Raw genomic sequence first — 25,551 nt, forward strand, 5'->3', positions numbered from 1 at the left:
GGCGCATTCAGTCAGGAGACAGTATGGACATCATCGCCGAACAGCAGCGCGTTCAGCCGGCGCGCAGCAAGCCTCGATTAGGTTTTGCCTGGCAGATTGTGATTGGACTGATCGTGGGTATCGCCATTGGGATCACACTCAATTTCAATCCCGGCTTGCGGGAGTCGATGGTCAGCGGTTTACTGCAGCCGGCAGGGGACATTTTCATCAAGCTCATCAAGATGATTGTCGTGCCTCTGGTTTTCACCAGCATCGTGGTGGGGATTACCGGCGTGGGCGATGGTAAATCCCTCGGGCGCATTGGCCTGAAGACGCTGGTCTATTTCGAGGTGATCACCACCATTGCCATTGTGATCGGTCTTGTGGCGGGTAATCTGCTGCAGCCTGGCGTGGGCGTCGACATGTCAAAACTGGGACATGTCGACACCTCGAAGCTCCAGCAGTTGACCCAGCAGGCGCAAGGGCACCACGGATTCATGCAGCTCATTCTGGGCATCATCCCGGACAATATTTTTAGCTCGATGGCGAAGGGCGACCTGCTGCCGGTGATTTTCTTCGCCGTCATTTTCGGACTCGGTCTGCAATCGGTACCGGAGGAGTTACGCAAGCCGGTGATCTCGACGTTCAAGGGCGTCGCCGACACGATGTACAAAGTCACCAACATGGTGATGCGCTATGCCCCGATCGGCGTCTGCGCGCTTATCGCGGTGACGGTGGCGAGCTTCGGATTCGGCTCCCTGCTGCCACTGCTGAAACTCGTCGCGGTGACTTATCTTGTCATCGTAGTCTTCGCGCTGGTGGTGCTCGGCTTGACGGCAAGAATCTTCGGATTCAACATTTTCGTGTTGCTGCGCATGATCAGGAGCGAACTCCTGATTGCGTTTTCGACCTGCAGCTCCGCGACAGTCATGCCGCAGCTCATGAAAAAAGTAGAAGACTACGGTGTGCCGGAGAGCATTACGACATTTGTCGTGCCGGCGGGATATACGTTCAACCTCGACGGTGCAGCGATTTACCTCGGCATCGGCGCGCTGTTCGTCGCCCAACTGTACGGTATTCATTTGGGGTGGCAGCAACAGATCGTGCTGACGCTGACCATGGTCGTCACCTCCAAAGGCGTCGCAGCGGTACCCGGCATGATGTTCGTGACCATGCTTGCGACACTCACCAGCGCCGGATTGCCGCTGGAGGGTTTGCTGCTGATCGCGGGTGTCGACCGGTTTATGGATATGGGGCGCTCGGCTCTCAACGTGCTCGGCAACACGATTGCGCCGCTTGTCATCGCGCGCTGGGAGGGACGCTACGATCAGGCGAAGGGCGCGGTGTATCTGGCGGTAATGGACAAATAACGCCTGTTGCGCTCGACGCCCTCCATCCACTAACGCGTGTTTCCCAGCAGGATCAAAGCAGGGACTTGCCCTGCGCAAGAATCTTGTCGCAGACCTGCTTCGTCACCTGTTCCTTCAGGCCACCGCCGCTCAGGTCCAACTGCTGGCCATTGCCGCTGCTCAGGATGCCCTTGGCGCCGTTGGTATAGCCGCTGTCAGACGAGGCGGAACTGGAGCCGCCCGGGAGCTTGCTCATCAGCGAGTCCTTGACGGACGATGCGCTGTCGCCGCTGAGATAGTTGTTCTTGATGCAGAACTGCAGCACGCCTGCCACGTTGCCCGTGCTGCCCGAGGTCAATGACTGGCCGGACAAGGCACTGCCCATGCTGCCGAGGCTCCCGAGGCCACCGGACGACCCGCCACCCCCACTCTGGTTGAGCAGATTGCCAAGCTGTGCCTGGGCAGCGCAGACAGGCAGCAATGCGGCGATCAGGATCACGGTAGCGGTGGCGCGATACGTACGTGCTTTCATACTCGAACTCCTTCTGATGGCTGGAAATCCTCTTTACTATAGTTCTTTTCTCACATGCGGCAGACTTCGCGTCTCCATCGCTCTCATCCAATATGCATCCACTCCCTGACGGCGGGCCCTCCAGCACCGGGCAGAGCGGACCGACCACGCCGCCTGATCAATCGGCAAGATTCACCGATGCACTGGAGAAGGTTAAGCCGCTGCTCGAAGCCCAGCCGCCGTTAGCGGACCACCTGCTGGCCGAGGCCTTGCAGATCGCAGCGGTCAGCTCACTCGGGCTGGGCCTGCTCGACGATGCCGAATCGTATTGGCGCCGTTCGATCGCAACGAACCCGGAATTCGTGGACGCGTACCTCAATCTCGGCACGCTGCTAAAAGGACTAAACCGCCTGCACGACACAGAGGCGCTTTTTCGGCAATTGCTCAAAGTCCGCCCGGATCTTGCGGATATCCAGAATCAGCTCGGATCGATGCTGCAGGACCAGGGGCGTCTGGCCGAAGCAGAGGCGGCCTATCGGCAAGCGGCGCTCATTGAACCTGATCGCGTTGAGTTTCATTACAACCTCGGTGTCGTGCTCAGGCCGCTCGGCCGTTGGTGCGAAGCCGCGCAAGCGTATCAGCGGGCCGTTGAGCTAAGCCCTGGCTTCGTCATGGGCTACAGCAACCTCGGCAACGTACTGAAGGGGCTCGGACGCCTGGTGGAGGCCGAGGCCGCCTACCGGCAGGCGCTCGCGATTCGCGGCGATTACCACATGGCGAAGTTCGGTCTGGCCACACTGTTGATCAGTATGGGGCGCTTCGAGGAGGGGTGGCGCCTGTATGAGGAGCGTCACGCGGACCCCAAGTCGATGCAGCATAAGACGCAGAAAGTCATTAACCGCCCCCCTTGGCGTGGCGAAGCGCTGGCGGGAAAAAGGCTGCTGGTCTGGCAGGAGGGCGGACTCGGCGATGCGATTCATTTTGGCCGCTACTTTGCGTGGCTCAAAGCACAAGGCGCGGCTGAAATCGCCTTCGCCTGCGCGCCGGCGCTGCACCGGCTCTTCGCCACGGTTGAGGGCGTCGACGTGGTGCTGGCTCACGAGGCTGGCTGGGCGAGCGCGAAGAATTACGACTATTGGACGAGCCTATTGAGCGCGCCGCTGTATATGGGCACAACGATGGAAACGATCCCGCCGCCGGTCCGGTTGACGCTGGACCCGTCTCTCGTCGAATCCTGGCGCGCGCGGCTTGCAGCGCTTCCGCCCGATCGCAGGATCGGTCTGGTGTGGAAAGGCAACGTCCAGCATCAGAACGATGCAAACCGGTCGCTAAGATCCTTGGCTGAGCTGGCGCCGCTCTGGCGCATTCCCGGGGTCTGCTTCGTGAGTCTGCAAAAGGGCGCGGGCGAGGACGAGGCTCTGGCGCCGCTCGCCGGCCAGATTGGCCAGGTTGGTGGCCAGCCCTTGCTGCATCTCGGGTCTGACGTAGCGGATATGGCCGACAGTGCCGCGATCGTCGCGCAACTCGATCTTGTCATCTGTGTGGATACGTCGATCGCGCATCTCGCCGCATCGCTGGGGACGCCGTGCTGGGTCATGCTGCCAGCAGAGGAAATCGACTGGCGCTGGATGCACGACCGCACCGACTCGCCCTGGTATCCCGACACGATCCGTCTGTTCCGCCAGCCGCTGGGCGGAACATGGCCCGCTGTCATCGAACAGGTACGGCAGGCGTGTGCCGAGGTATTCGCCAGCTGAAGTGCCAGATAAAGTGCCAGATAAAGTGTCAGGTAAGGTGCCAGGTAAGGTGCCAGATAAAGTGAGAAGGGTGCCGCCGCCCGCGGCACCTCTACATCACTGCGCCTTCGTATCGGCCGTTCCCGCCGCTGCGTCCCCGGTCTGCACAGGCGCAGCCTGCTTCTCCGGATGCCGCGGATCGTGCAACTGGTCCGCCGACCAGCCGCCGCCGAGATCGCCGAATAGCGACGCGGAGTCCAGCAGGCGCGTCTCCTGAACATTGAGCGCGGTCTGCTGGGTGTTCAACTGAGTGGCCTGCGCGGTCGCCACGGTCGTGTAGTCCACCGTCCCGGCCTGATACTCGTTGAACGCGATCTCGGCGCCCCGGGTTGCGTCTTTCACCGCCGTCTCCAGGACGACCGATTGTTCGGCCAGGATTCGCAGCCCGCTCAAGTCGTCTTCAACGTTCTGGAACGCCGTCAGCACCGTGCCCCGGTAGCTGGCGACGGCCGAGTCGTAGGCGGCCTTCGCCGCGTCGACGTCGGCGCTGCGCAAGCCACCGTCGAAAAGCGTTTCGGTGGCGCTGCCGCCGAGCGACCAGACGTAGTTGGCCACATTGAACAGACCGGACAACGGCGACTGCGTGAGGCCGGCCAGCCCGGAAAGGGAAATCGCCGGGTAATACGCCGACACCGCCACGCCGATCGCGGCGTTTTGCGCCGCCATCTTGCGCTCGGCGGCGGCGATATCGGGCCGGCGTTCGAGCAGGGTGGACGGGACGCCGACGGGCACGCCCGGCAGCGTCGGCATCGCGGTGCTGTGGGTAATCGACAGCTCTTCCGGATTCTTGCCCACCAGCACGGCGATCGCGTGCGCGTCTTGCGCGCGCGCCACGCCGAGCGCAATCAGGCTGGACTGCGCGGTCTCGAGCTGGGTGCGGGCCGTGATCACGTCGGACGGCGCGATGGTGCCCGCCTGATCCTGGTCGGACACGACGTCCAGAAAGTGCTGATAGGCCGCGACCGTCTTTTGCAGAAGATCGATATTGGCGTCGCTGGTGCGCAGTTCGATGATTGCCGTGGCGAGCGCCACCTGCTCGGAGAGTGTCGCGTTGGCGAGCGTCGCTTCGCTCGATTGCGCCGTCGCGGCGTTTTCCTCGATCGTGCGCCGCACCTGGCCCCACAGGTCAGGCGCCCAACTGATGTTGCCTTCCAGTGAACCCGAGTTGACCACGCGCGCGGTATTACCTACGGCGCTACGCGCCCTGGTGCCCGAACCGGTTGCGCCGATGGTCGGAAACAGGCTGGCACGCGCCACCCGGACTTCTGCCAGCGCTTCCTGATAGTTCGCGTAGTCCGCGCGCACGGTCTGGTTCGACACGGACACCAGCGGTTCGAGCTGATCGATCAGTGGGTCGTTGAAGGCTGTCCACCAGTCGCCTTTCGGTTTCTCGGCGGCGGGTTCGGCTTGCGTCCAGCCTGGCAACTCGGAGTAGGTGGCGGCCACGTTGACTGGCGGCCGGTGGTAGTCCGGGCCGACCATGCAGCCGCTAGTCAGCAGCGCCAGCGTCGCGACGGCCAGCGGCCGCAGCGGACCAAGGCGGCCGACCAGGCCAAGGCGGTTGAGTGGGCCGCGAAGCAGTGCACCAGGCGGCTCACCCGGTGTCCCAAGGCGGTTACGGGAAATCTTCATCATCATGCCCTCGTATCCGGTTGTCCGGGTTGCTGCGCGTCGCGATTCCATGGCAGGTTGGCGGACCATCTGACCAGCTTGAAACGCAAGCGGTCGAGGTAGAGGTAGATCACCGGCGTGGTGTACAAGGTGAAGACCTGACTCAGGATCAGGCCACCCATTACCGTGATACCGAGCGGTTGGCGCAGCGACGCGCCCTGGCCGATGCCGATCGCCAGCGGCACCGCGCCGAGCACGGCCGCGAAGGTGGTCATCATGATCGGCCGCAGACGGACCACGGCGGCCGAGTGAATCGCTTCCTTGGCCGGCATGCCTTCGCTGCGCTGCAACTGGATCGCGACGTCGACCATCATGATGCCGTTCTTCTTGACGATACCGATCAGCAGGATGATGCCGATCAGCGCGATCACCGAGAACGGCGTGCCGAAAATCAGCAAAGCCAGCGTCGCGCCGATGCCCGCGGACGGCAGCGTCGACAGGATGGTCAGCGGGTGGATCGAGCTTTCGTACAACACGCCGAGCACGATATACACCACGCCGAGTGCCGCCAGAATCAGCAGCGGGATGGTCCCCATGGATTGCGAGTAGGCCGCCGCCGCGCCGGCGAACGAGCCGTGGATACTGGCCGGCATGCCGATCTCGCGGATCGTGTTGTTGATCGCCACGGCCGCCTTGCTGAGCGATCCGCCCGCCGGCAGGTTGAACGAGATCGTCCCGGCCACGAGGCCGCTCTGGTGGTTCACCTGGGTTGAGGTATGACTGTTCGAGAACGAAGCCAGCGCGGCCAGCGGCACCATGGTTTCAGCCGACGTGCTGTCCGCACTGCCGGTCGAACTGCCGCCCTTGCTGTTGGCGATGCTGTTGGTGGTCGCGTTGGCTTGCGCGTTCGAGTTGAGTGCGTTGGTGGTCGCACTGGCGTCGGTCGCCACCTTCACGCCCGACACGGTGCTCCCCGGCATCTGCGTGCCTGCCGTGCCTGTGGGGTTGCCCGACGCCGCGCTCAGGTAGATCTGGTTGAGCGTTTGCGGGTACTGCCAGTAGTCCGGCGCCACTTCCATGACCACGAAATACTGGTTGAGCGGGTTGTAGATGGTCGACACCGTGCGCTGGCCGAACGCGTCATACAGCACGTTGTCGACCTGGTTCGGCGCGAAGCCGTAGCGTGCCGCCGTCGAGCGATTGATGGTGACGTAGGTCTGCAGACCGTTTTGCTGCAAGTCCGAGTTCACGTCGAGCAACTGCGCGTGCTCCTTGCCGAGCGCGGCGACGAGCAGCGGTGTCCATTTGAACAGCGCGGCGGAATCGTCGCTGGTAAGCGTGTATTGATACTCGGCGGCGGATTGGCGTCCGCCGATTCGCAGATCCTGCTGCGCCTGCATGAAGAGCCGGGCGCCCGAGACCTCATTGAGCTTGGGCCGCAGGCGGTTCACGACTTCGGTGGCCGTGGCATGGCGTTGCGCGAGCGGCTTGAGTTCGACGAACACGTTCGCGGTATTGAGCGCGCGGCCGCCGGTAAAACCCGCGACCGAGGCCACCGCCGGATCTTTCTGCACGATCTGCTGCAATTGCGTGAGCTTCTTTTGCATCGCCGGAAAGGAGATGCTCTGGTCAGCGATGATCTGTCCGATCAGGATGCCCGTGTCCTGCTCGGGAAAGAAGGTGGCCGGCACCAGTTTGAACAGGAAGACGTTGCCCACCAGCAGACCGATCAACAGCAGGATGACCAGCAGTGCATGGTCCAGTACGGCCGCGAGCGAACGCGAGTAGGCGTCCTTGAAGCGATCGAACTGTTTTTCGATCCAGGTCGCCCAACGGGCTTTCGAATGCCCGGCGTTCTCGCGGCTCAGCACGTAAGCGCACATGGCCGGCGTGACCGTCAGCGAAATCAGCAGCGAGATCAGGATGGCGACCGAAAGCGTGACCGCGAACTCATGGAACAGCAGGCCGACGACGCCCGGCATCAGCATGATCGGGAGGAACACCGCGATCAGCGACAGGCTCATCGAGATCACCGTGAAGCCCACCTCGCCGCTGCCTTTCAAGGCGGCTTCTTTCGGACTGAGCCCCAACTCCATGTGACGCACGATGTTTTCCAGCACCACCACCGCATCGTCCACCACGAAGCCGGTGCCGATGGTCAGCGCCATCAGCGAAAGATTGTCGATGCTGTAGCCGAGCAGGTACATCGGCCCGAAGGTGCCCACGATCGACAGCGGCAGTGCGACGGCGGGCACGAGCGTGGCGCGCGGCGATTGCAGAAAAATGAATACCACGCCCACCACCAGCAGCACGGCGATGAACAGCGTGCGCTCGGTGTCGCCCACCGACGATCTGACCGACTCCGAGCGGTCGATCGCGATGCCCACGTGCACACTGCTCGGCAGCGTCGCTTCGATCGACGGCAGGACCTTGCGAATCTGCGCGACCGTGCTCACGACATTGCTGCCTGGCATCGGATACACGATCACGAGGATGGCGGACTTGCCGTTGAAGAGGCCGGCATTGCGGATATTTTCGTTCGAATCCCTGACCTCGGCGACGTCGCGCAACTGGACCGGCGCGCCGTTGCGGTAGGCCACCACCAGGTCGCGATACGGCGCGGCATGCGTGATCTGGTCGTTGGACGTGACCACGTAGCGCTGGTCGCCCTCGTCGAGATGACCCTTGGCGCTGTCGGCATTGGCCGCGCTGATCGCCGCGCGCACGTCTTCCAGGCCGATGCCGTAGCTGCTCAGTTTGCCCGGCTGCAACTCGACGCGTACCGAGGGCAACGCGCCGCCGCCGAGTGTGATCTGGCCCACCCCCTGGACTTGCGAGAGCTGCTGCTGGATCACCGAATCCGCCGAATCGTAAAGCTGCGCCTTGGTGAGCGTGTCCGATGTCAGCGAGAGCACCATGATCGGCGCATCCGCCGGGTTGTACTGGCGATAGCTCGGGTTGCTGCGCAGCGTGGTCGGCAAGTCGGCGCGCGCCGCCTGGATGGCCGCTTCGACGTCGCGCGCTGCACCGTTGATATCGCGCTTCAGACCGAACTCGACCACGATCAACGAGGAGCCGACGGAGCTGGTTGAAGTCAGTTCTTCGACGTCGGCAATCGTGGCGAGCCGCCGCTCGAGCGGCGCGGCCACCGTGGTCCCCATGATCTCCGGGCTCGCGCCCGCCATGTTCGCCTGCACCACGATGACCGGAAAGGCGATGTTCGGCAACGGCGCAACCGGCAGCCGGAAGTAGGCGAGCGCCCCGGAGATCAGGATCGCGATGGCCAGAAGCGTGGTCGCGACGGGCCGCCGGATGAAGAGCGCCGAGATGTTCACGGCGCGTCCTCCGTACCGCCGGGAGACGGATTCTCCGGTTTGTTGCGGTTACGCCAGCGCCTCGTACGCTCGGCCATTCTGTCGAAGAACAGATAGATCACGGGCGTCGTGAAGAGCGTCAGCATCTGGCTCAGCGTCAGGCCGCCAATGATCGCGACCCCCAGCGGCCGGCGCAGCTCGGACCCCGTGCCGCTGCCGAGCAGCATCGGCAGCGCGCCGAGCATGGCGGCGAGCGTGGTCATCAGGATCGGGCGGAAACGTAGCAGCGACGCCTCGAAAATCGCTTCGCGCGGCGCCTTGCCGTGATTGCGTTCGGCGTCGAGCGCGAAGTCCACCATCATGATGGCGTTCTTCTTGACGATACCGATCAGCAGCACGATGCCGATAATGCCGATCACATCCAGATCGCTGCCGGCGAGCATCAGCGCGAGCAACGCGCCGATACCCGCCGAGGGCAGGGTGGAGAGAATCGTCACCGGATGGATGAAGCTCTCATACAGCACGCCGAGCACGATATACACCGCCACCAGCGCCGCGATCAGCAGATAGACTTCGCTCGACAGCGAATCCTCGAATGCCTGGGCCGCGCCCTGCAGCGACGAGGTGATCGAAGGCGGCAGGTTCACCGACTGTTCGGCTTGATGGATGGCTTTGACCGCCGTGCTCAGCGAGGCGTCTTTCGCGAGGTTGAACGAGATGGTGACCGAGGGGAATTGCGCGAGATGGCTGATCACGAGCGGCGACTTCGTGATCTGGATCTTCGCGATGCCCGACAGCGGCACCTGGCCCGTGCTGCTGGTCTGACTCGGCAGATACAGGTTGCCGATCGACTGCACGTTCGGCAGCGCCTCCGGTTTGGCGACGAGAATCACGCGGTACTGGGCCGACTGCTCGAAGATGGTCGAGACGATCCGCTGGCCGAGCGCGTCGTACAGCGCGTTGTCGATCGTCGCCGGCGTAATGCCGAAGCGTGCGGCCAGTTGCCGGTTGACCTCGACGTTCACGCTGAGGCCGTCGGTGTTCATGTCGCTTTGCACGTCCGCGAGCGACGGGATCTGCTTTAACTTCGCGATCAGTTCCGGCACGTACTTCTGGAATGCCTGCTGGCTCGGTCCGCGCAGCACGAAGCTGTACTGGTTCGGCGAGACGGTCGTGTCGAGCGTCAGATCCTGCTCAGGCTGCATGTAGAGCCTGACGCCCGGCACTTTGGCGACTTCCTGTTGCAGACGCCGGGCAATCTCCTGAGCGGTATCGGAACGCTTGTCGTGGTCGCGCAGATTGATCAGGAAGCGGCCATTGTTCAGCGTCGAGTTCGTGCCGTCGATACCCACATAGGAGGTCAGCGAAGTGACGTCCGGGTCTTTCAGGATCGCATCGGCGAGCGCGCCCTGCCGATTCACCATCGCGGCGTACGAGACCGAGTTGTCGGCCACGCTGATCCCTTCGATCACGCCGACGTCCTGCACCGGAAACAGGCCTTTTGGAATCACCACATACAGGAGGCCGGTCAGCACGACCGTGCCGACGGCCACCACGAGCGTCAGCACCTGGTGATCGAGCACCCAGCGCAAGCCGCGTTCATAGGCGGCGAGCGTTTTGTCGAACAGGCTCTCGCTGATCCGCTCAAAGCGGCTCGGATGACGTTCGGCCTGGGCGCGCAACATGCGCGCACAGAGCATCGGCACCACGGTCAACGAGACGACCGCGGAGATCACGATGGTGACGGCGAGGGTCACCGCGAATTCGCTGAACAGGCGCCCGATCACGCCGCCCATGAAGAGCAGCGGAATCAGCACGGCAATCAGCGAGATGGTCAGCGACAGAATCGTGAAACCGATCTGACCCGCGCCTTCCAGCGCGGCTTCGAGCGGTGTCTTGCCTTCCTCCAGATAACGCACGATGTTCTCGATCATCACGATCGAGTCGTCGACCACGAAGCCGGTGGCGATGATGAGCGCCATCAGCGAGAGGTTGTCGATCGAGTAATTCATCTGGTACATCACGGCCAGCGTGCCGATCAACGACACCGGCACCGAGACGCTCGGAATCAGCGTGGCCGGCACGTTGCGCAGGAACACGAAGATCACCGCGATCACCAGCACGATGGCGAGGATCAACTCGAACGCCGCGTCGGAGACCGACGAGCGGATCACGCCCGTGCTGTCCGACACCACGGTCACTTTCATGCCGGCCGGCAAGGTGGATTCGAGTTGCGGCAACTGCTTCATGATCTGGTTGACGGTCGCGATCACGTTCGCGCCCGGTTGCCGCTGCACGTTGAGCACGATCGCCGGCGTGCCGTTGTACCAGGCGCCGCGCTCGACGTCCTGGGCGGCCTGGCTGACCCGCGCGACGTCGCGCATGAAGACCGGGGCACCGTTCTGATAGGCGATCACCGTGTTCAGATAGTCTTTCGGATCGGTGATCTGGTCGTTGCCGTTGATCGTGTAATCGAGATCCGGGCCGTCGAAATTGCCCTTTGGCTGGCTGACGTTGACATAGCTGAGCAGCGTGCGCAGATCGTCGATGTTCAGGCCGTAGGCGGCCAGCTTATGCGGGTCCGCTTCGACGCGGATGGCCGGCACATTGCCGCCGCTCGTGGTGACCACACCCACGCCCGACACTTCGGAAATCTTGGTGCCGAGACGGTTGTTGGCGACGTCCTCGAGCTGGGTCAGCGACATCGATTTCGAGGTGACCGCGAGCGTCAGAATCGGCTGGTCGGCCGGATTGACCTTGGCGTACGTCGGCGGCGCGGGCAGGCCGGAGGGCAGGTAGCTGTTGGAGGCGTTGATGGCCTGCTGGACGTTCTGCTCGGCGATGTCCAGGTTCAGCGAGAGATCGAATTGCAGCGTGATGACCGAGGCCCCGTCCGAGCTATACGACGTCATCTGTTGCAGGCCGGGGATCTCGCCCAGTTGCACTTCGAGCGGCGCCGTGACCGTGGTGGCCATCACGTCCGGGCTCGCGCCAGGATAGAACGTCTGCACCTGGATGGTCGGATAGTCGACGTTGGGCAGCGATGAAACCGGCAGCACGCGCATGGCGACGAGGCCCACCAGCACGAGGGCGATCATCAGCAGCAGCGTGGCTACCGGTCGAAGAATAAACAGGCGTGAAATATTCATCGGCGCGCGAGCCTGCTACGACGAAGCCGCATTGGCTGCCGCCGCTGCTGGCGCGGACGCGGCAGCGGGTTGGGAGGCAGCGGGTTCCGTTGCGGCACCGCTCGCCGGCCGACTGGCCGTCGCGGGTTTCGGTTTGGCCGCTTCGATTTTGGCGCCGTCGTTCAGACGGTCAGTGCCGTCCGTGACCACCTGGTTGCCCTCGGCGAGGCCGGACAGGATGACCGTGTTCTTGCCGTCGCTCGGGCCGAGCTTCACCTTGTGCACGGAGACCGAATTGTTCGCGTTGACCAGATAGACGAAGTCGCCCGGCGCGCCGGTTTGCACGGCGGGGGTCGGCACCAGCACGGCATTCTGCATCGTGTCGACCAGCAGCTTGACGTTGACGAATTCGTTGGGGAACAGCGCTTCATCGTTGTTGGCGAAGGTGGCGCGCAAGGTGACCGTGCCGGTCGACGTGGCCATCTGGTTGCTGACCGCGTAGAGCGCACCGGTGGCGACTTCGCGTGCGTTGTCGCTGGTGTACGCGGTGACCGGCAAGGTCGCGCCACCATTCAGGCGTTGCACGATGGAGGCCAGCGAATCCTGCGGCACCGTGAACTGCACGGTGGTGGGCTTGACGGTGGTGATGACGACGATCCCCGTCGAGGACGACGCCGTCACGTAGTTACCCGGGTCGACGAGGCGCAGGCCGACCTTGCCGGCCACCGGCGCGGTGATGCGGCAATAGGTCAGGTCGAGGTCGAACTGGGCGATGTTGGCGAGGTCGGACTGGACCGCGGCCTCGTCCTGCTGCACGAGGAATTTCTGATCCTCATAGGTCTGCTGGGCAATCGACTTGCGCTCGTTCAACTGCGTGTAGCGGGCAAGATCGGCACGCGCCTGGGCGAGCGACGCGCGGTCTTTGGCGAGTGCCGCCTGAGCCTGCTGCTTGCTGATCTGATATTGGCGCGGGTCGATCTGGGCGAGGAACTGGCCTTTCTGTACTTCCTGGCCTTCGTGATAACCGACTTCCGTGAGGTAGCCGCTTAGCTGCGGCAACACGGTCACGGTGGCGGTCGGCGTGACCGTGCCGAGTTCGCTCAAGGTGACCGGCATCGAACCGAGCGTGGCGCTCGCCACCGTGACGACGATGGGCGCGACGTCGCGCGAGGGTTTCTTCCGGGTCGACAGGTGGACCACGACAAGCGCGATCAGCGCCAGCACGACAACCGTAAATAGAATGAGCCCGCGTCGGGAGCGCTTGGGTTGCTTGGACACGGCTTCGCTCATGGGTATCTCCGAAAACGGATGCTGCCGTTGATGATCGGACGGGAAGTCATTCTCTGCCGGGATTTTGGGAACATGCCATGGTTCTCGCGCGTTGTCACAACTCAATGGCCTTTTGGCATGGTGTTATCTAATTGAAAGAAAATCGGACTGCGCAAATCGCTCAATATCATGACCGGCATCAGGCGACCGTATGGCCTGCCGATGGGATCCGCGACAATGAATACGCCGTGAAATCGACGGTAATGTTTTATCGAACGGGTCCGGCGCGATAGCGTGTGCGGCGCGTTGCCGATTGCCGCGACTGCCTGTGACATACCGTGTGGTGTTCATGTTTGCCTTGGTGGACGCGGGTACACGCGGTTACGCAACGCACATGGCATCAATGTACCGGGTGCGCGCAAAGCTTGAGTTACCAGTGTGAAACATCTTGGGGTCTGAAGGATTCCGCCAGGCGTTTTTCTCCCGCAAGCGGTGTCAGCGGACCGTCGAGTTTCAGGGTTTTCTATAGGTGAAGAGCGCGGCGAGCGGGAACCCGCAATGAAAGCCTGATGAAATTATTCTGGCCGGATTGGCGCATCGCTCACGGTGCGTTCCTGGCTGGCGTGCGCCCGCTGCGGCATGACTCAATTAACGCATCAAGCTGTCCAAGATTGGCCGGTTTGACCAGATGGCAATCGAAACCGGCCTGCTGGCACCGCTCGGCATGCTGCTCTCCGCCATACCCACTCAGCGCGATCAGGACGGCATCGGCCAGCGCCGGCATCGTACGTAAGCGCTGCGCGAGTTCGTAACCATCCATGCCGGGCAGGCCAATGTCGAGCAGTACAACGTCGGGGCGAAAATCTTTCACGGTTTCCAGCGCAGCGGGTCCGTCGCAGGCCACCTGCACCTCGTGTCCGTCGAGCCGCAATAGCGCGGCGCTGCTTTCCGCCGCGTCGAGATTGTCGTCGACCACCAGAATCCGGCGGGTAGTGATCGGCGCTTGCGCGGATCGACCGGAGTTTGGTGGGCGTTCCGCTGCGGTGCCTGGCGGCAGAGCCGGAAGCCGGACGACAAACCTGCTGCCGCGATCAAGGCCTTCACTGGAAGCGTGCACGGAACCCCCGTGCAGTTCAACAAGCCGCCGCACCAGCGTCAGGCCGAGCCCGAGACCCGCGCCTCTGCGATCGGATGTTCGTTCCGCCTGAACAAAGATTCTGAAAATCGTAGGGATGAACTCGGCAGTCATGCCGATCCCGTTGTCGGCGACGCTCAGTACGGCATCCTGCCTTTCGCGTTCAAGCGAAAGCCGGACGTGCCCGCCAGCGGGGGTGTATTTGATCGCGTTGCCGAGCAGGTTCGTCGCGATCTGCTCAAGCCGCATGGCATCGCCTTCGACCGTCAGGCTTTCCTCCGGCAGCTCGAGTGTCAGCTCGTGCTGCCGTGCTTCGATTTCCGCCCGCAGCGTTTCGACGGCGTGGCGAACCGTATCAACCAGATCGACGCGCTGTACCTTGAGCGTGATGATGCCGCGCGAAATCCGGGACACGTCGAGCAGATCGTCAACCAGACCGATCTCATTGGCCAACTGACGCTGGGCGGCAGCCTGGGCGGCCTTGACGGATGCGTTGTCGGCATCGCCGCGTTGCCATAGCTGCAAGCCGTTGCGAATCGCAGCAAGGGGATTGCGCAGTTCGTGCGCGAGCATGGCGAGGAATTCGTCCTTTTGATGATCCGCCGCCTCAAGTCGCGTCACTGCATCGCGCTGCTGGGTCATGTCCTGAATGGTGAGCAGGACAAGCGCCTGCCCAGGCCACGCGACACGCATTGCGTTCAGGCGCACGGTACGCGTGCCGATGCGCGGAAACTCGTGCGTGATCTCGTAGTCCCGAACGGTGGTCTTCTCCGGAAGAATCTCTTCGAGCATCGTGCGCAGCGCAGGAATATCCCACTGGCCGTTGCCGAGAAGATACAGCTTCGTACCAATCGTCGCTTCTGGCACGGTCTCGAATGCCTGATAGAAAGCGTGATTGGCTCGGGTGATGCGCAGATCCGCCTCGAGGATAAGGACCGGCTCGGCGATCGTTTCAATGATCGCCTCGGCGTAATCGCGTGCACGGGTGACATCGTCGTGGACCGTCTTGAGCTCGCGGACCCGGTAGCGCAGCTCGTCATTGGTCGTGGAAAGCTCCTCGTTGATCGACTGGAGCTCCTCTTTGGCGGTCTCGAGTTCCTCGTTGGTGCTCTGGAATTCTTCATTGCTGGAGAGCAGTTCCTCCTCGCTCGATTTGAGCTCTTCCCGGGCGCTCTCATGCTCCTCGAGCGTGGCCCGAAGCTGTTCGCGGGTGGCGTCCAGCTCGGCGCTGAGACGCGCGATCTCCGCGTCCTGGACGGCGCGATCCTGCTCGCCAGTTCGGGCGAGGCTTCGTTTCAAGGTCCGAAGCACGGCAGACCTGATCGAACCGTCGGCGAAAACAGCTAGACCGCTTTCCGCTATCGGCTGCGGCGGCCCCTCGAAGAAGACGATAAACCACCGTCCATCGGTACCGGCAATCTGTATCGGATGCACCTCGATACCCGCTTCGGCCGCGCTCTCCGCCGTTCCGACTCGCAGTCCTGTCCTGCGCAACGGGGCGCCGCTCTGGCGGGCCTGCCGGACGGCTTCGCTGATGGCCAGAAACACTTCCGGCCGGGCGAGCCGTTGCAGGTTGCTGCTCGGTGGCCCTGCGGGATTGACCAGATACGGTCCGGTGTCGCCGTGAAACTCGATGATGTTCAGTTCGTCATCGCACAGGACATAGGGCGGCGCATACCGCACGAGCGCCTTGTGTGCGGCCTCGCGGCCCAGCCGTTCAACCAGCGTCGGCTCGCGTCGATCCTGCGTCGAACTCGTGGGCTGGACCGCTGATTCGGGCGAAGCCATCAGGCTGAGCGAACGGGCACCCGGGCGTCCGGGACGAGGCTTCTTGCTGTAGAGCTTCGTGCGCTTGCTTTCGATGACGCCGAACAGGTCGGAAAAGGCGCCGACCGTTTCCGACGGCCCCAGCATGAGCACGCCGTCAGAACGCAATGCGTAGTGAAACAGCGGCATGACGCTTCGCTGCAGAACCGGATTCAGGTAAATGAGGAGATTGCGGCAACTGACGAGATCCATTCGCGAGAAGGGCGGGTCGGTGGCAACGTTGTGACGTGCGAAGGTGCAGAGATCCCGGATCCGTTTGTCAAGCCGGTAATAATCGCCGTCCCGCACAAAGAAGCGTTGCAGACGCCGGGACGATACGTTTCGCGCGATGTTCTCGATATAGCGTCCGGCGCGGGCAATCTCCAGTGCCTCGCTGCTCACGTCGGTGCCAAAAATCTGGATCGGCGTATCCGCCGCGCGTTCACCCAGATATTCGATCAGGCAAATAGCGATCGAATAGACTTCCTCACCGGTTGCACAGCCGGGAACCCACACCCGGATCGGACTATCCGGTTCTCGGTTTCCGAGCAACCTCGGGAATACGATCTGAACCAGCGCTTCGAACGTTTCGGGGTCGCGGAAAAACTCGGTCACCCGGATCAGCAGATCCCGTCCGAGTGCGAGCACTTCCGTCGCATCGGTTTCGAGCACGACCAGGTAGTCTGCGATGGACGAGATCTGACGCAGCGCCATGCGCCGGGACAGCCTGCGTTCAATGGTGCCGCGTTTGTAGTGGGTGAAGTCGACGTTGCAGGCCTTGTGCAGCAACCGGAATACGTGCCGTAGACTTTTGTCCGACTGGGTTGTCGCCATCGGCTGATCGGGACCGCTCGTTGACTGCCGTCCGATGCGCACGATCTCCTCCGCGATCTGCCGCGGGGGCAGAACCATATCGACGCATCCCGTGCCGATGGCTGCCTGAGGCATGCTGGCAAAATGGGCGGACGTTTCGTCCTGGGCGAACGTGATGCCGCCTTCATTCTGGATCGCCTTAAGGCCGAGCGCGCCGTCGGATCCGCTGCCGGAGAGAATCACCCCGATGGCATTGGCGCCCTGGTCGCCGGCGAGCGACTCCAGCAGGTCGTCGATCGGCATGGGTGGCCCGAGAACGTCGACGCGCGGTTGCAGGTTGATGCGCCGCTGCGCAACCCGCATGCGGGCGTTGGGCGGAATGACATAGACGTGGTCAGCCTCAATGGCCATCCCCTCGATCGCCTCGACAACCGGCATCGCAGTGTGCTTGGCCAGAATATCCGGCAGCAGGCTGCGACGCGACGGATCGAGATGCTGTACGACCAGGAATGACAGCCCGCACGAACGCGGAATCGTCGAGATGAGCTCGGAGATCGCCTCCAGACCGCCCGCGGAAGCGCCGATTCCTACAATAGGAAAGGCTGGAGGCACCTGCTTTTCCTCTGCCGCTGGTATGTTGACCACTGTCGGGATCCCATCCTGAACACGTTCAGATTTTGACATGACTGCAGCTATTTTTATGCCCGGTTACGCGTAAACAGGGACCTACCAGGCTGCCGCGAACCGGGTACTGCGTCCAGCATCGCGCACGGCCCTGACCAGCACGGCGCCAGCCGCGAAATCGTGCCGCGTGAAACCATAGAAACGGACCTCTGGAAGCGGCGGCAATCCGTACGCCTCGGTACCTTCCGCGAGGCTGCGAAGTGGCCAGCTAGCTGCGCTCGGGCGCGATCTCATCGCGTTCATGAACAAGCTGGGTCGAAGGTCGCCCGCGTTCGACAGCCCGGACTGGGCCGACGTGGTGCTGCACTCCTATCGGCACCGCTGGGGTTTTGTCGCCGGCGATCCTGCCTGCGCGGAAGACGAAGAGCGGCTGAATCCGGCCCCTGTGCTCGACGTGTCGACGCTCGTGCTGCACGGTGCGGAAGATAGTTGCAATGCGCCGGATAGCTCCGCCGGCCGCGAGCAGTTCTTCACAGGGCGTTACACACGCCAGATTCTCGACGGAGTGGGACACTTTCCTCAGCGTGAATCCCCGCAGCAGGTCGCGGGCGCGATTCTCGCGTTTTGCGCGCAGCCTTGAATCGTCTCCGGATTGGCGGGTCGCCGATCAGTACCGCGTAAGCGTGCTATCGCGCCGGCTGTGCAGCCTTGCTACTGCTTATCGCTTCGCCGATCCGCGTTGATCCGGGCGGCCTTGGCGTTAACGAGTGCAATGGCGCGAGTTAGTATGTCGAACACGAAGCGAACGGGTGCCGCTGAGGTTCGATGAGTTCGCAGGAAGCCGCCGAACTTCTGATAGGTCGTACCACAGAAGGGACAAACCGATTTCCTTGGTTCTCCGCGATAGGAGATCATTCGCGGCACCATTCGTCTCTGACAGCTTGCGCAGACTACGCGATCGTCCGTGGCTTGCACGGGTTGCCTCGCACTCGCAGCACGCTGGACGACGGTTACCCTGGTAGCACGAGACGCGCGCTTTCCTTGTGTCACTTCGAATTCGACTGTATCGCCATTGGCGGGAAGTGTCACACCTGAAACGTCTCGCACACTCACGTGATAATCAATTTCGTCCTGCCCAACAATAAAACCGTATCCCCGCTTTGTGGAGAACCATTTGACTGTTCCACGCATGGCGTTACCTTTCGTTAATCTTTATAGATGCGTCGAACGTTTTGCCGTCGATAACAGAGTGGCTGTAAGACAGCGACACGGAGACAATCTCGCGAAGCTTCGTTGCTTGCCCCCGAAGGCGGCCGTCAGCTTGTTCAGGTGATACGCAAAGATAGTTCGCAGTCCATCGTGTCGGCACTTGATTTCCCCATTTCGTCACCCGTCTCATCGGGGATAAACAGTCGTCATGGCAATCCCTGGCTATTTCAATCGAGTGGATGCTAGCCACGCGGATCGCATGTTCGTGTCGAATTGCGTGTGTGTTTGTGGAATTTTGTCTAGCGTGTCGCAAGATGTGCAACGCATCGGCTATGCTGCGCGTCGAGCCCGTTCGTGCGGCTTTTCCCGGTCGATCCGCGTGGTGCGCAAGGGCGCGCGACGCGGTGCCGTCGCTTGCCGGCTGTGCGTCGCGCTATACCGGTGCCCACCACTATTCAAACAACTCGCCCTGAACGATTCGTCCCATGCCATTCCGGATTCTGTTTGTCGAAGACGATGACCATCTGTCGGCGCTGGCCGCCGGCTATCTGAGGCAGGACGGCTACGAAGTCGAGACCGTGCCGCTCGGCAACGACGCCGTATCGGCCATTCTCAAGCGCTGCCCGGACCTGGTGATTCTCGATGTGAACGTGCCGGGCGAAGACAGTTTCCAGATTTGTCGCGATGCGCGCGAGCAATTCGATGGCGTGATCATCATGGTGACCGCGCGCGACGAGCAGTTCGACGAAGTGCTGGGTCTCGAATTCGGCGCTGACGACTACGTGCATAAGCCGGTCGAACTGCGCGTGCTGCTCGCGCGCATCAAGGCGCAACTGCGCCGTATGACCGTGCGTACCGCACGTACCGTTGAAGCCGCCCAACCCGAGAGCCATACCTTCGGCAAGTTCGAGATCAGCCGGGCAAGCCGCACGGTCAAGCTTCCGGACGGCAGCCTGCCCGATCTGACGTCGGCCGAATTCGATTTGCTGTGGACGTTGGTCAGTTGCGCGGGTGAAGTGGTGAGCCGCGACGAGTTGATGCGGCAATTGCATGGCATCGAATTCGACGGGCTCGATCGCACGATCGACGGTGGCATTTCCAAGCTGCGCCGCAAGCTGCACGACGACGCCAGCACCCCGCAGCGCATCAAGACGGTCCGCGGCAAGGGCTACCAGTTCAGCAAACTGGCCTGGGATTGAAGGCGCACGCAGCACTCGCAACGCAGGTCCGGTTGCGGTTCAGATGACTTGGGATTGAGTTTCGAGCGTGTAATACATCGAAATATCGGCCGACAAAACTCCACAAACGCGGTAGAAAATCGACAGTGATGCGAGGCGCGGATGATTAGCATCGCAGGCTTGCAATCACGGGTCCTGTCCGTGCCACAGGCCCGCTCGTGAATTAGACGGACAAGGTGCAAGGATGCAGTTCAGGAAACGAACCTCAACGTCGACGTTGGAAGCAAGCCGATGGTTTGTGCCAGGTGATCATCTGCGAGTGGAACGGCAGGGGCAGATGTGGGCTGTTGCCACCCCGGAGGGTTGGCGCAAGGTGAACCCCGGCGACTGGATATTGACGGACAGCACGGGAAACTCGTGGCCGATGGGCGACCGCGAGTTTCACTATTGCTACGAGCCAGCTGAAGATCTGCCCTCCGGCAATGGTGGCTGACTGGCACGGGTGATCATGGGGTAGCCAGATCTGTCACCCGCTGGAGAACTTGCCCTTTGCCGCAGCGGTGACGGTCGAGCCGCGTTGTTGTGATGGCAGGGATACCAGACCAGATACTCAACGATCGCCCGGATCTTTGTGCGTGAAGCGTTGCACGCGGTTCCGGCACTGGCCCTCGGAATGGGCCGGCACCCTTTCGCCGGCCCGAACACGGGCCGGCTTTTTTCATACACCTGCGCATGCAGGTTCGCCATCTACGGCCAGGCGGTCGCTTCGATTCCGCCCGCGCACATCTACCTCATTAGCGACGGCTCTGTGCGAAAGCGAGCAGAGCACATGCCTGAACGGCGGAAATATCGTTGCGCGTTCAATTCGCCAGAATCAGCAAATGCAGCACGAGGCATAGCCCTTGCTGCGCATTGTGGGCACTTCGTTCAACAGCATCGTGGAACGCCGGGTAGCCGGCGAATCCGTTCGTGCATGAGACTAATTCGGCTTCGCTGGACCGCTGAGTGAAGCGAGGAGGTGAGTGATGAAGCAACTATCCAGGCAGAGCAAAGGTAAGCAGGCGCTGATCGTGGCCGCAATAGTGATGGTGCTGGGCGCGACAGCTGGCTGCAAACGCTCAGATAGCAATAGCGCGGATACGTCCACCGCCGCCAGCGCGGCACTGGCCAGCAGCGGCGTGATGAATGGCAACGCGGCAACCGGCAGCACTGCGGATACGAGCAGTGGCGCGGCTGCGGCTGCCGACGCGGCGAGTACGCCGGGTGCATCAGCAGTCTCCGGCGCCAGCCAATAAGCCGGCTCGGAGGCGTTTTTTCGCCGTTTGTCCGGCGTGGAATCGCGGCCGCGAGCCGGCTCAGTTCGAACCTTGCATAACCGCAGATGTCGCGCCGTGGCGAATCGTGAACACGCACTGAAATTTCTACAATCGGTTTGAAAACCATGCGTCCGGCCGCGTCGCGCGCGACATCCTTCCGCGCACGGCGAACTGGGCACCTTCTTTGCTTTACTTCACAGTTGGCACTCGTCGTTGTGTCACCGACGATCCGTAGCAGTATCAGTTGTCCATGGTGGCCGTTTGCTCGACAGCCGGGATGCGCAAGCCCGCGAATTTTTTGACCGGGTAGGAGGATTAGCGATAACGAGCGGACGAATTCATGTTTTGTCTTTTCGAATCCCGGATAGCCCAAGTATCGGAGGCAATCATGCAGTGCGGGTATCGTGGGTGGATCATCGACGCGACTCCGGATTTCTCCCTCGGGAAATTCTTCGGACACGCGCGACTGGTTCGTGTTTCAACTGACGATTATGTTGATGGCGAAATGCACATCGGGCGCAATCTTTCCTATTCCGACACCGAGGAGGAGGCGATCGAGGTTGCCCAACATTGGGCGTTTGCCTGGATCTGCCAGCACGACCTTCAGGTAGAACCTGCGCGGGAAGAACTCTGACGTGAGCGCTGTCCTGCGCTCACATCTTGAATGCGCACCAGCGGGGTCGGTTCGTGGAATTTCCCGGTGTGCCTGGCGGCGCGGCCGCGGCGCCGATTCCGGAAGCCCGAGCGAATGGGCTCGTTATGACAGTTCGCTTTCGCTTCCGGACATCTCCTGCGTGCTTATGCGCCTGCGCTGCCGCGCAAGCGTGTCGCGATAAACGCCCGGCCTGGCAGCAAGCTTCGTCGGCGAGCCGTCCTGAACCACATGCCCTCGATCAATCACGACAATGCGATCGAAGCTCTGCAAGGTGGAGAGGCGGTGGGCGATCGCGATAACGGTGCGGTTTTGCATCAATCGTTCAAGGGCCGATTGGATCGCGAGTTCTGACGCCGTGTCGAGTGCCGAAGTCGCTTCGTCGAGCAGCAGGATTGGAGAGTCCTTAAGAATGGCACGCGCAATGGCGATCCTTTGCCGTTGGCCGCCGGATAGCTTTGCACCGCGCGTGCCGGCGATCGTGTCGAGTCCCCCGGGCATGGCCGCAAGGAAATCCATACAGTTTGCGTCCTCGCACGCACGGCGAACGTCGGCCTGCGTCGCATCCGGAACACCGTAGCGGATGTTATCCAGCAGGGACCGGTGAAACAGGGCGGCGTCCTGCGGCACAATCGAAATCGCCGCCTGCAGACTTTGCAGCGTCGCACGCGAAATATCCTGTCCGGCAATCCGCACGCTGCCGGTTTGCGGTTCGTAAAAGTGTTGGATCAAAGCGAAGAGGGTCGATTTGCCGGCGCCGGACGGACCAATCAGACCCACCCGCTCGCCGGCGCGAATGTGCAGGTTGAATTCGCTGAGCACTGGCCGGCGCCCAGGATACGCGAAGGACACGTTCTCGAAGTCCACCGTCGCCCTTTCGATCATGAGCGGCTGCGTATTGCCGCGCTCGGCCATGTCGTGCGGTATCAGCAGCGTCTGCGTCGCCTCGCCCAGACGTGCGATGTGCTGAGTGAGGTCGACAAGCGCCACGGCCAGGTCCCGGGTTCCATGAAGAATCGCAAAACCGAGCGAGCCGATAAGCACTACGTCGCCGGTCGTTGCGCGATCCTGGCTCCATAGCCACAAGGTCCAGCCGAGGAGTCCCGCGGAGAAGAGCGCGGTGGCGATGGAGTGCAGCAGCCGGAGTCGTTCGAGGTATAGCAGGCTTCGCGTACGGGCCGAGCCTTCGGTATGCAGATGCGCGTCGAGCCGTTGGCGCTCCAGCTTGAGTGCGGAAAAGGCGCGCACCAGCCCGATATTGCCGATCACGTCCACGAGCTCGCCGTCCACGGATGCGGCCCGCGCGGCGAAAGCCTGATGGCGCGCCGCGCCCTTGCTCGCCAGCCGGAACAGCCACCATGTGAGGCCGCCTGAGACCGTGACGAGCGCGAGGCTCATCGGGGCGCTGACGATGGCGACCATGGCGATCGCGCCGGCTACGGTCAAACACGGTGGCAAGGCGGTCCACGCGACGGTGTTTTCCACGGTATAGGCGGCGTTCGCCATGGCCGATACGCGGCTCGACAGGACCCCAGGCTGCTTGTCGGCGAAGAAGGCCGGAGCGTGTGCCGTCAGATAGGCGAACATCTCGTTCCTGAGGTCGCCCGTCACGCGGACGAAAGCGCGCGCGGCCACCCATCCGCCGATGCGCCAGCACAGACTGTCGGCCAGAATGAGTATGACCAGGATCGAAAAAGCACGAATCACGGTGTGCGGATGCGCTCGTCCGGCCGGCAATGTGTCGATCAGATTTCTGATGCCGTATTGCGACGCCAGCGCGCAACCGACAGCGATCAGGACGCTCGTGAGAACGACCGCATGTGACAGCTTGCGACGCCCGATATAGCGCCAAAGCAGGCGGATCGGCTTGCCCGCATACCGCGAGATTTCGCGCGAGCGCCGGCGCCGGCGCACACGTCCGGCGCGACTATTGTCTGCATCGTCTGCAAATTGCATTGCATCGGCTCCGTGGCGGTGACGGAGCCAAGCCCTGTTTGTGGTGACAGGGGCATTCGGCGGCGGCAACGAGGGTGGGATGGTTCGGTCCTGGGAACACAAGAAAGCAACCTCCGTGCCGCGTGGTTCGTCGCAACCCGTCGAGAGGGTGAAGGGGATACGCCCGGCGTCGCTGGTTGCCGGGAACGGTGCATGCGCCGTCATTGGCATGCGAGTTGCGCCGACCCCTTCATGAAACCCCATTCATCACCACGTTTGCCGCAGGGCCGGCCGGACCTGGCACCCGCAGTGCAGAGCTTGCGCGCGCTGAATTCGCTTGCCAGCGGCGTGGTCGTGATAGCCGCTTTGTACGTGGGGCGGGGCGTGCTGATTCCAATCACGCTGGCGGTGCTGCTCAGCTTCATCGCTGTGCCGCTCGTCGGGTTGCTGAGGCGCTTCCGTTTCGGCCGGTTGCCGTCGGTGATCGTGGCGGTGTTATTCGCGCTTTCCGTACTGTCGGCGGTCGGTGTGCTATTTGAACTGGTTGACCGTGCTTTCGCGGAGAGGGACCGGTTGTTGCTGCAGCCATGGTGTAACCGACTTCAGGGAGAGCGATATGCGTGACAGCAATTCAGGCAAAGACCTCGACACAGAGCACGCACCGAACCCCAAACCGCGTAGCAAACCAGGCGGAACCCACTATGTCGAGCCCAGTCCGCTTGGCATCGAACCCGTCGAACAAACCGGCGTGGCCGGGCAAACCAACCCGCGACGCTCCAGCGAGCGCCCGGTACAAACCGCTGAAGTGCCGCTTGGCACGGGCAGGCATGCCGAGCCGCCGGGCGGTGGCGGACGCGAGTCGCAACGCAAGAAGTGACGCCATGCGGGTAGCCGATTTCAGCATTGCTTTCCCTCGCGACGTGGGAAATCGTCATTGGTCGGCGAACGGGTCTGCGGCTGAAGCGCTGCAAGCCGTGCTTTCCTCAGGGGAAATTGCCGTGCACTCCTGAATTTACAACGCCAGGTACAAAGTGAACGAACCTGGAACCGGTGTGCGGCCAATCCCGCCGCGCTGCGTGTGGTGAGCATCGGGCAGAAGGCGGCCATCGCGATTCGCTGCAGAGGAGCGGCACATGGAGATCAATTTTCATACCACGGCGATCCGGCTGCCGGGCCCGCATCCCAGATGGCAGTTGATGCAGGCGAAAACGCGAATGATGCCACTCGCGATGGCGAGCGAGGCGTTGCTTTTTGAAGCTGGCCGCTACGTTGACCTTATCCGGTTGCGAGCCGGTCAAAGACCTGTGCTTCACGTGTTTTCCTTGCTGCTCCTGTCGTGCTGCCTGAGCATGTCAGTTCCGGCGCAAAGTCAGGCGTCGGTCAATGTCGACCGCGAGACGCCAAAGGCAACACCACACAGCGGTGTCGACCGTTCCGGGAAAGCCCGAAAGGGCAAGGTCTCGTACTATGGCCGGGAGTTTTACAGAAAGAAGATGGCGGACGGTACGCCAATGAATCCGCAATCCAATTCCGCCGCGAGTAAAACGCTGCCGCTTGGGACCACGGCCCGGGTGACCAATCTGAAAAACGGCAATAGCCAGGTGGTCGAAATCAGGGACCGCGGCCCTTACGTCAAGGACAGAATCGTCGACGTGTCGCCCAAAACTGCGGATAAGCTCGGGTTGAAGAAAGATGGCGTTGCCCCAGTCGAAGTCAAGCCGATGGAGGTTCCGCAACCGGACGGTAGTGTGAAGCCGGGCGCCGGCGCGGAAAAAAAGCCGGGCGACAAGTCACCGGTTGATCCGCAGGCGAGCCGTTCTTTGCATTGAGTCGGCGATGTGGGGCTTCTTTTAACCCCGCAGACATGACATGCGACGTTTCAGCTTTGCCCAGGTACGACATTACAGCTTTGCCATAACAACAAAT

General features: G+C 62.2%; 16 protein-coding genes and 1 pseudogene. 9 read left to right on the forward strand and 8 right to left on the reverse strand.

The window, feature by feature from the left end; all coding sequences use genetic code 11:
• The first annotated feature begins 23 nt into the window (after positions 1-23).
• Positions 24-1,349 (forward strand): cation:dicarboxylate symporter family transporter, encoded by a 1,326-nt coding sequence (locus PQR67_RS35505; RefSeq protein WP_408467457.1) that lies wholly within the window; start codon positions 24-26, stop codon positions 1,347-1,349.
• A gap of 52 nt (positions 1,350-1,401) precedes the next feature.
• Here PQR67_RS35505 and PQR67_RS35510 read toward each other — a convergent pair whose 3' ends face one another.
• Complete coding sequence (locus tag PQR67_RS35510; protein ID WP_408467458.1) at positions 1,402-1,860, reverse strand: YjjA family protein; 459 nt, start codon at positions 1,858-1,860, stop codon at positions 1,402-1,404.
• 92 nt (positions 1,861-1,952) lie between these two features.
• Between PQR67_RS35510 and PQR67_RS35515 the strand changes: the two genes are divergently transcribed.
• Positions 1,953-3,596 (forward strand): tetratricopeptide repeat protein, encoded by a 1,644-nt coding sequence (locus PQR67_RS35515; protein ID WP_408467459.1) that lies wholly within the window; start codon positions 1,953-1,955, stop codon positions 3,594-3,596.
• A 96-nt stretch (positions 3,597-3,692) separates the two neighbouring features.
• On the opposite strand, the gene PQR67_RS35520 is transcribed toward PQR67_RS35515, so the two are convergent.
• From PQR67_RS35520 to PQR67_RS35540, 5 genes are all read right to left on the reverse strand, one after another.
• Complete coding sequence (locus PQR67_RS35520; protein ID WP_408467460.1) at positions 3,693-5,273, reverse strand: efflux transporter outer membrane subunit; 1,581 nt, start codon at positions 5,271-5,273, stop codon at positions 3,693-3,695.
• Positions 5,270-8,581 carry an efflux RND transporter permease subunit gene (locus tag PQR67_RS35525; protein WP_408467461.1) on the reverse strand — a complete coding sequence of 1,104 codons (3,312 nt, stop codon included), beginning with the start codon at positions 8,579-8,581 and terminating at the stop codon, positions 5,270-5,272. The genes PQR67_RS35520 and PQR67_RS35525 overlap by 4 nt, the downstream gene beginning before the upstream one ends.
• Positions 8,578-11,709: an efflux RND transporter permease subunit gene (locus tag PQR67_RS35530; RefSeq protein ID WP_408467462.1), complete on the reverse strand. Its 3,132-nt coding sequence runs from the start codon at positions 11,707-11,709 to the stop codon at positions 8,578-8,580. The genes PQR67_RS35525 and PQR67_RS35530 overlap by 4 nt, the downstream gene beginning before the upstream one ends.
• A gap of 15 nt (positions 11,710-11,724) precedes the next feature.
• Entirely contained in the window at positions 11,725-12,978 is a 1,254-nt protein-coding gene (locus PQR67_RS35535; protein WP_408467463.1) for an efflux RND transporter periplasmic adaptor subunit, read from the reverse strand.
• Positions 12,979-13,558: 580 nt separating this feature from the next.
• The gene (locus PQR67_RS35540) at positions 13,559-17,395 is read right to left on the reverse strand and encodes a chemotaxis protein CheB (RefSeq protein WP_408467464.1); all 3,837 of its coding nucleotides are present in this window, start codon (positions 17,393-17,395) and stop codon (positions 13,559-13,561) included.
• A gap of 268 nt (positions 17,396-17,663) precedes the next feature.
• On the opposite strand from PQR67_RS35540, the pseudogene PQR67_RS35545 reads away from it, so the two are divergent.
• A pseudogene (locus PQR67_RS35545) lies at positions 17,664-17,975 on the forward strand (alpha/beta fold hydrolase); the annotation flags it as partial.
• A 71-nt stretch (positions 17,976-18,046) separates the two neighbouring features.
• Here the strand turns inward: PQR67_RS35545 and PQR67_RS35550 are convergent.
• Positions 18,047-18,526, reverse strand: a complete 480-nt coding sequence (locus PQR67_RS35550) for a cold-shock protein (protein ID WP_408467465.1) — start codon at positions 18,524-18,526, stop codon at positions 18,047-18,049.
• A 503-nt stretch (positions 18,527-19,029) separates the two neighbouring features.
• Here PQR67_RS35550 and PQR67_RS35555 point away from each other — a divergent pair.
• From PQR67_RS35555 to PQR67_RS35565, 3 genes are all read left to right on the forward strand, one after another.
• The gene (locus tag PQR67_RS35555; protein WP_408467466.1) at positions 19,030-19,743 is read left to right on the forward strand and encodes a winged helix-turn-helix domain-containing protein; all 714 of its coding nucleotides are present in this window, start codon (positions 19,030-19,032) and stop codon (positions 19,741-19,743) included.
• Positions 19,744-20,747: 1,004 nt separating this feature from the next.
• The gene (locus PQR67_RS35560) at positions 20,748-21,017 is read left to right on the forward strand and encodes a hypothetical protein (protein ID WP_408467467.1); all 270 of its coding nucleotides are present in this window, start codon (positions 20,748-20,750) and stop codon (positions 21,015-21,017) included.
• Positions 21,018-21,426: 409 nt separating this feature from the next.
• Positions 21,427-21,672 (forward strand): hypothetical protein, encoded by a 246-nt coding sequence (locus tag PQR67_RS35565; RefSeq protein WP_408467468.1) that lies wholly within the window; start codon positions 21,427-21,429, stop codon positions 21,670-21,672.
• Positions 21,673-21,795: 123 nt separating this feature from the next.
• On the opposite strand, the gene PQR67_RS35570 is transcribed toward PQR67_RS35565, so the two are convergent.
• The gene (locus PQR67_RS35570) at positions 21,796-23,646 is read right to left on the reverse strand and encodes an ABC transporter ATP-binding protein (protein ID WP_408467469.1); all 1,851 of its coding nucleotides are present in this window, start codon (positions 23,644-23,646) and stop codon (positions 21,796-21,798) included.
• Positions 23,647-23,877: 231 nt separating this feature from the next.
• On the opposite strand from PQR67_RS35570, the gene PQR67_RS35575 reads away from it, so the two are divergent.
• From PQR67_RS35575 to PQR67_RS35585, 3 genes are all read left to right on the forward strand, one after another.
• Positions 23,878-24,249: an AI-2E family transporter gene (locus PQR67_RS35575; RefSeq protein WP_408467470.1), complete on the forward strand. Its 372-nt coding sequence runs from the start codon at positions 23,878-23,880 to the stop codon at positions 24,247-24,249.
• A complete protein-coding gene (locus PQR67_RS35580) occupies positions 24,242-24,502 on the forward strand; it encodes a hypothetical protein (RefSeq protein ID WP_408467471.1) in 261 nt (86 codons plus the stop codon). Before PQR67_RS35575 ends, PQR67_RS35580 begins: the two co-directional genes overlap by 8 nt.
• A gap of 256 nt (positions 24,503-24,758) precedes the next feature.
• Positions 24,759-25,454, forward strand: a complete 696-nt coding sequence (locus tag PQR67_RS35585; RefSeq protein ID WP_408467472.1) for a septal ring lytic transglycosylase RlpA family protein — start codon at positions 24,759-24,761, stop codon at positions 25,452-25,454.
• Positions 25,455-25,551 lie beyond the last annotated feature (97 nt).

It is taken from the genome of Paraburkholderia fungorum, assembly GCF_046026025.1.
GTDB classification, from domain to species: domain Bacteria; phylum Pseudomonadota; class Gammaproteobacteria; order Burkholderiales; family Burkholderiaceae; genus Paraburkholderia; species Paraburkholderia fungorum_E.

Bases quoted from the DNA above. Each gene is read 5' to 3' on its own strand.
- PQR67_RS35540 (WP_408467464.1), bottom strand. From the start codon at position 17,395: ATGTCAAAATCTGAACGTGTTCAGGATGGGATCCCGACAGTGGTCAAC.
- PQR67_RS35575 (WP_408467470.1), top strand. From the start codon at position 23,878: ATGAAACCCCATTCATCACCACGTTTGCCGCAGGGCCGGCCGGACCTG.
- PQR67_RS35535 (WP_408467463.1), bottom strand. From the start codon at position 12,978: ATGAGCGAAGCCGTGTCCAAGCAACCCAAGCGCTCCCGACGCGGGCTC.
- PQR67_RS35515 (WP_408467459.1), top strand. From the start codon at position 1,953: ATGCATCCACTCCCTGACGGCGGGCCCTCCAGCACCGGGCAGAGCGGA.
- PQR67_RS35520 (WP_408467460.1), bottom strand. From the start codon at position 5,273: ATGATGATGAAGATTTCCCGTAACCGCCTTGGGACACCGGGTGAGCCG.
- PQR67_RS35555 (WP_408467466.1), top strand. From the start codon at position 19,030: ATGCCATTCCGGATTCTGTTTGTCGAAGACGATGACCATCTGTCGGCG.
- PQR67_RS35565 (WP_408467468.1), top strand. From the start codon at position 21,427: ATGCAGTGCGGGTATCGTGGGTGGATCATCGACGCGACTCCGGATTTC.
- PQR67_RS35505 (WP_408467457.1), top strand. From the start codon at position 24: ATGGACATCATCGCCGAACAGCAGCGCGTTCAGCCGGCGCGCAGCAAG.
- PQR67_RS35570 (WP_408467469.1), bottom strand. From the start codon at position 23,646: ATGCAATTTGCAGACGATGCAGACAATAGTCGCGCCGGACGTGTGCGC.
- PQR67_RS35510 (WP_408467458.1), bottom strand. From the start codon at position 1,860: ATGAAAGCACGTACGTATCGCGCCACCGCTACCGTGATCCTGATCGCC.
- PQR67_RS35585 (WP_408467472.1), top strand. From the start codon at position 24,759: ATGGAGATCAATTTTCATACCACGGCGATCCGGCTGCCGGGCCCGCAT.
- PQR67_RS35560 (WP_408467467.1), top strand. From the start codon at position 20,748: ATGAAGCAACTATCCAGGCAGAGCAAAGGTAAGCAGGCGCTGATCGTG.
- PQR67_RS35580 (WP_408467471.1), top strand. From the start codon at position 24,242: ATGCGTGACAGCAATTCAGGCAAAGACCTCGACACAGAGCACGCACCG.
- PQR67_RS35550 (WP_408467465.1), bottom strand. From the start codon at position 18,526: ATGCGTGGAACAGTCAAATGGTTCTCCACAAAGCGGGGATACGGTTTT.
- PQR67_RS35530 (WP_408467462.1), bottom strand. From the start codon at position 11,709: ATGAATATTTCACGCCTGTTTATTCTTCGACCGGTAGCCACGCTGCTG.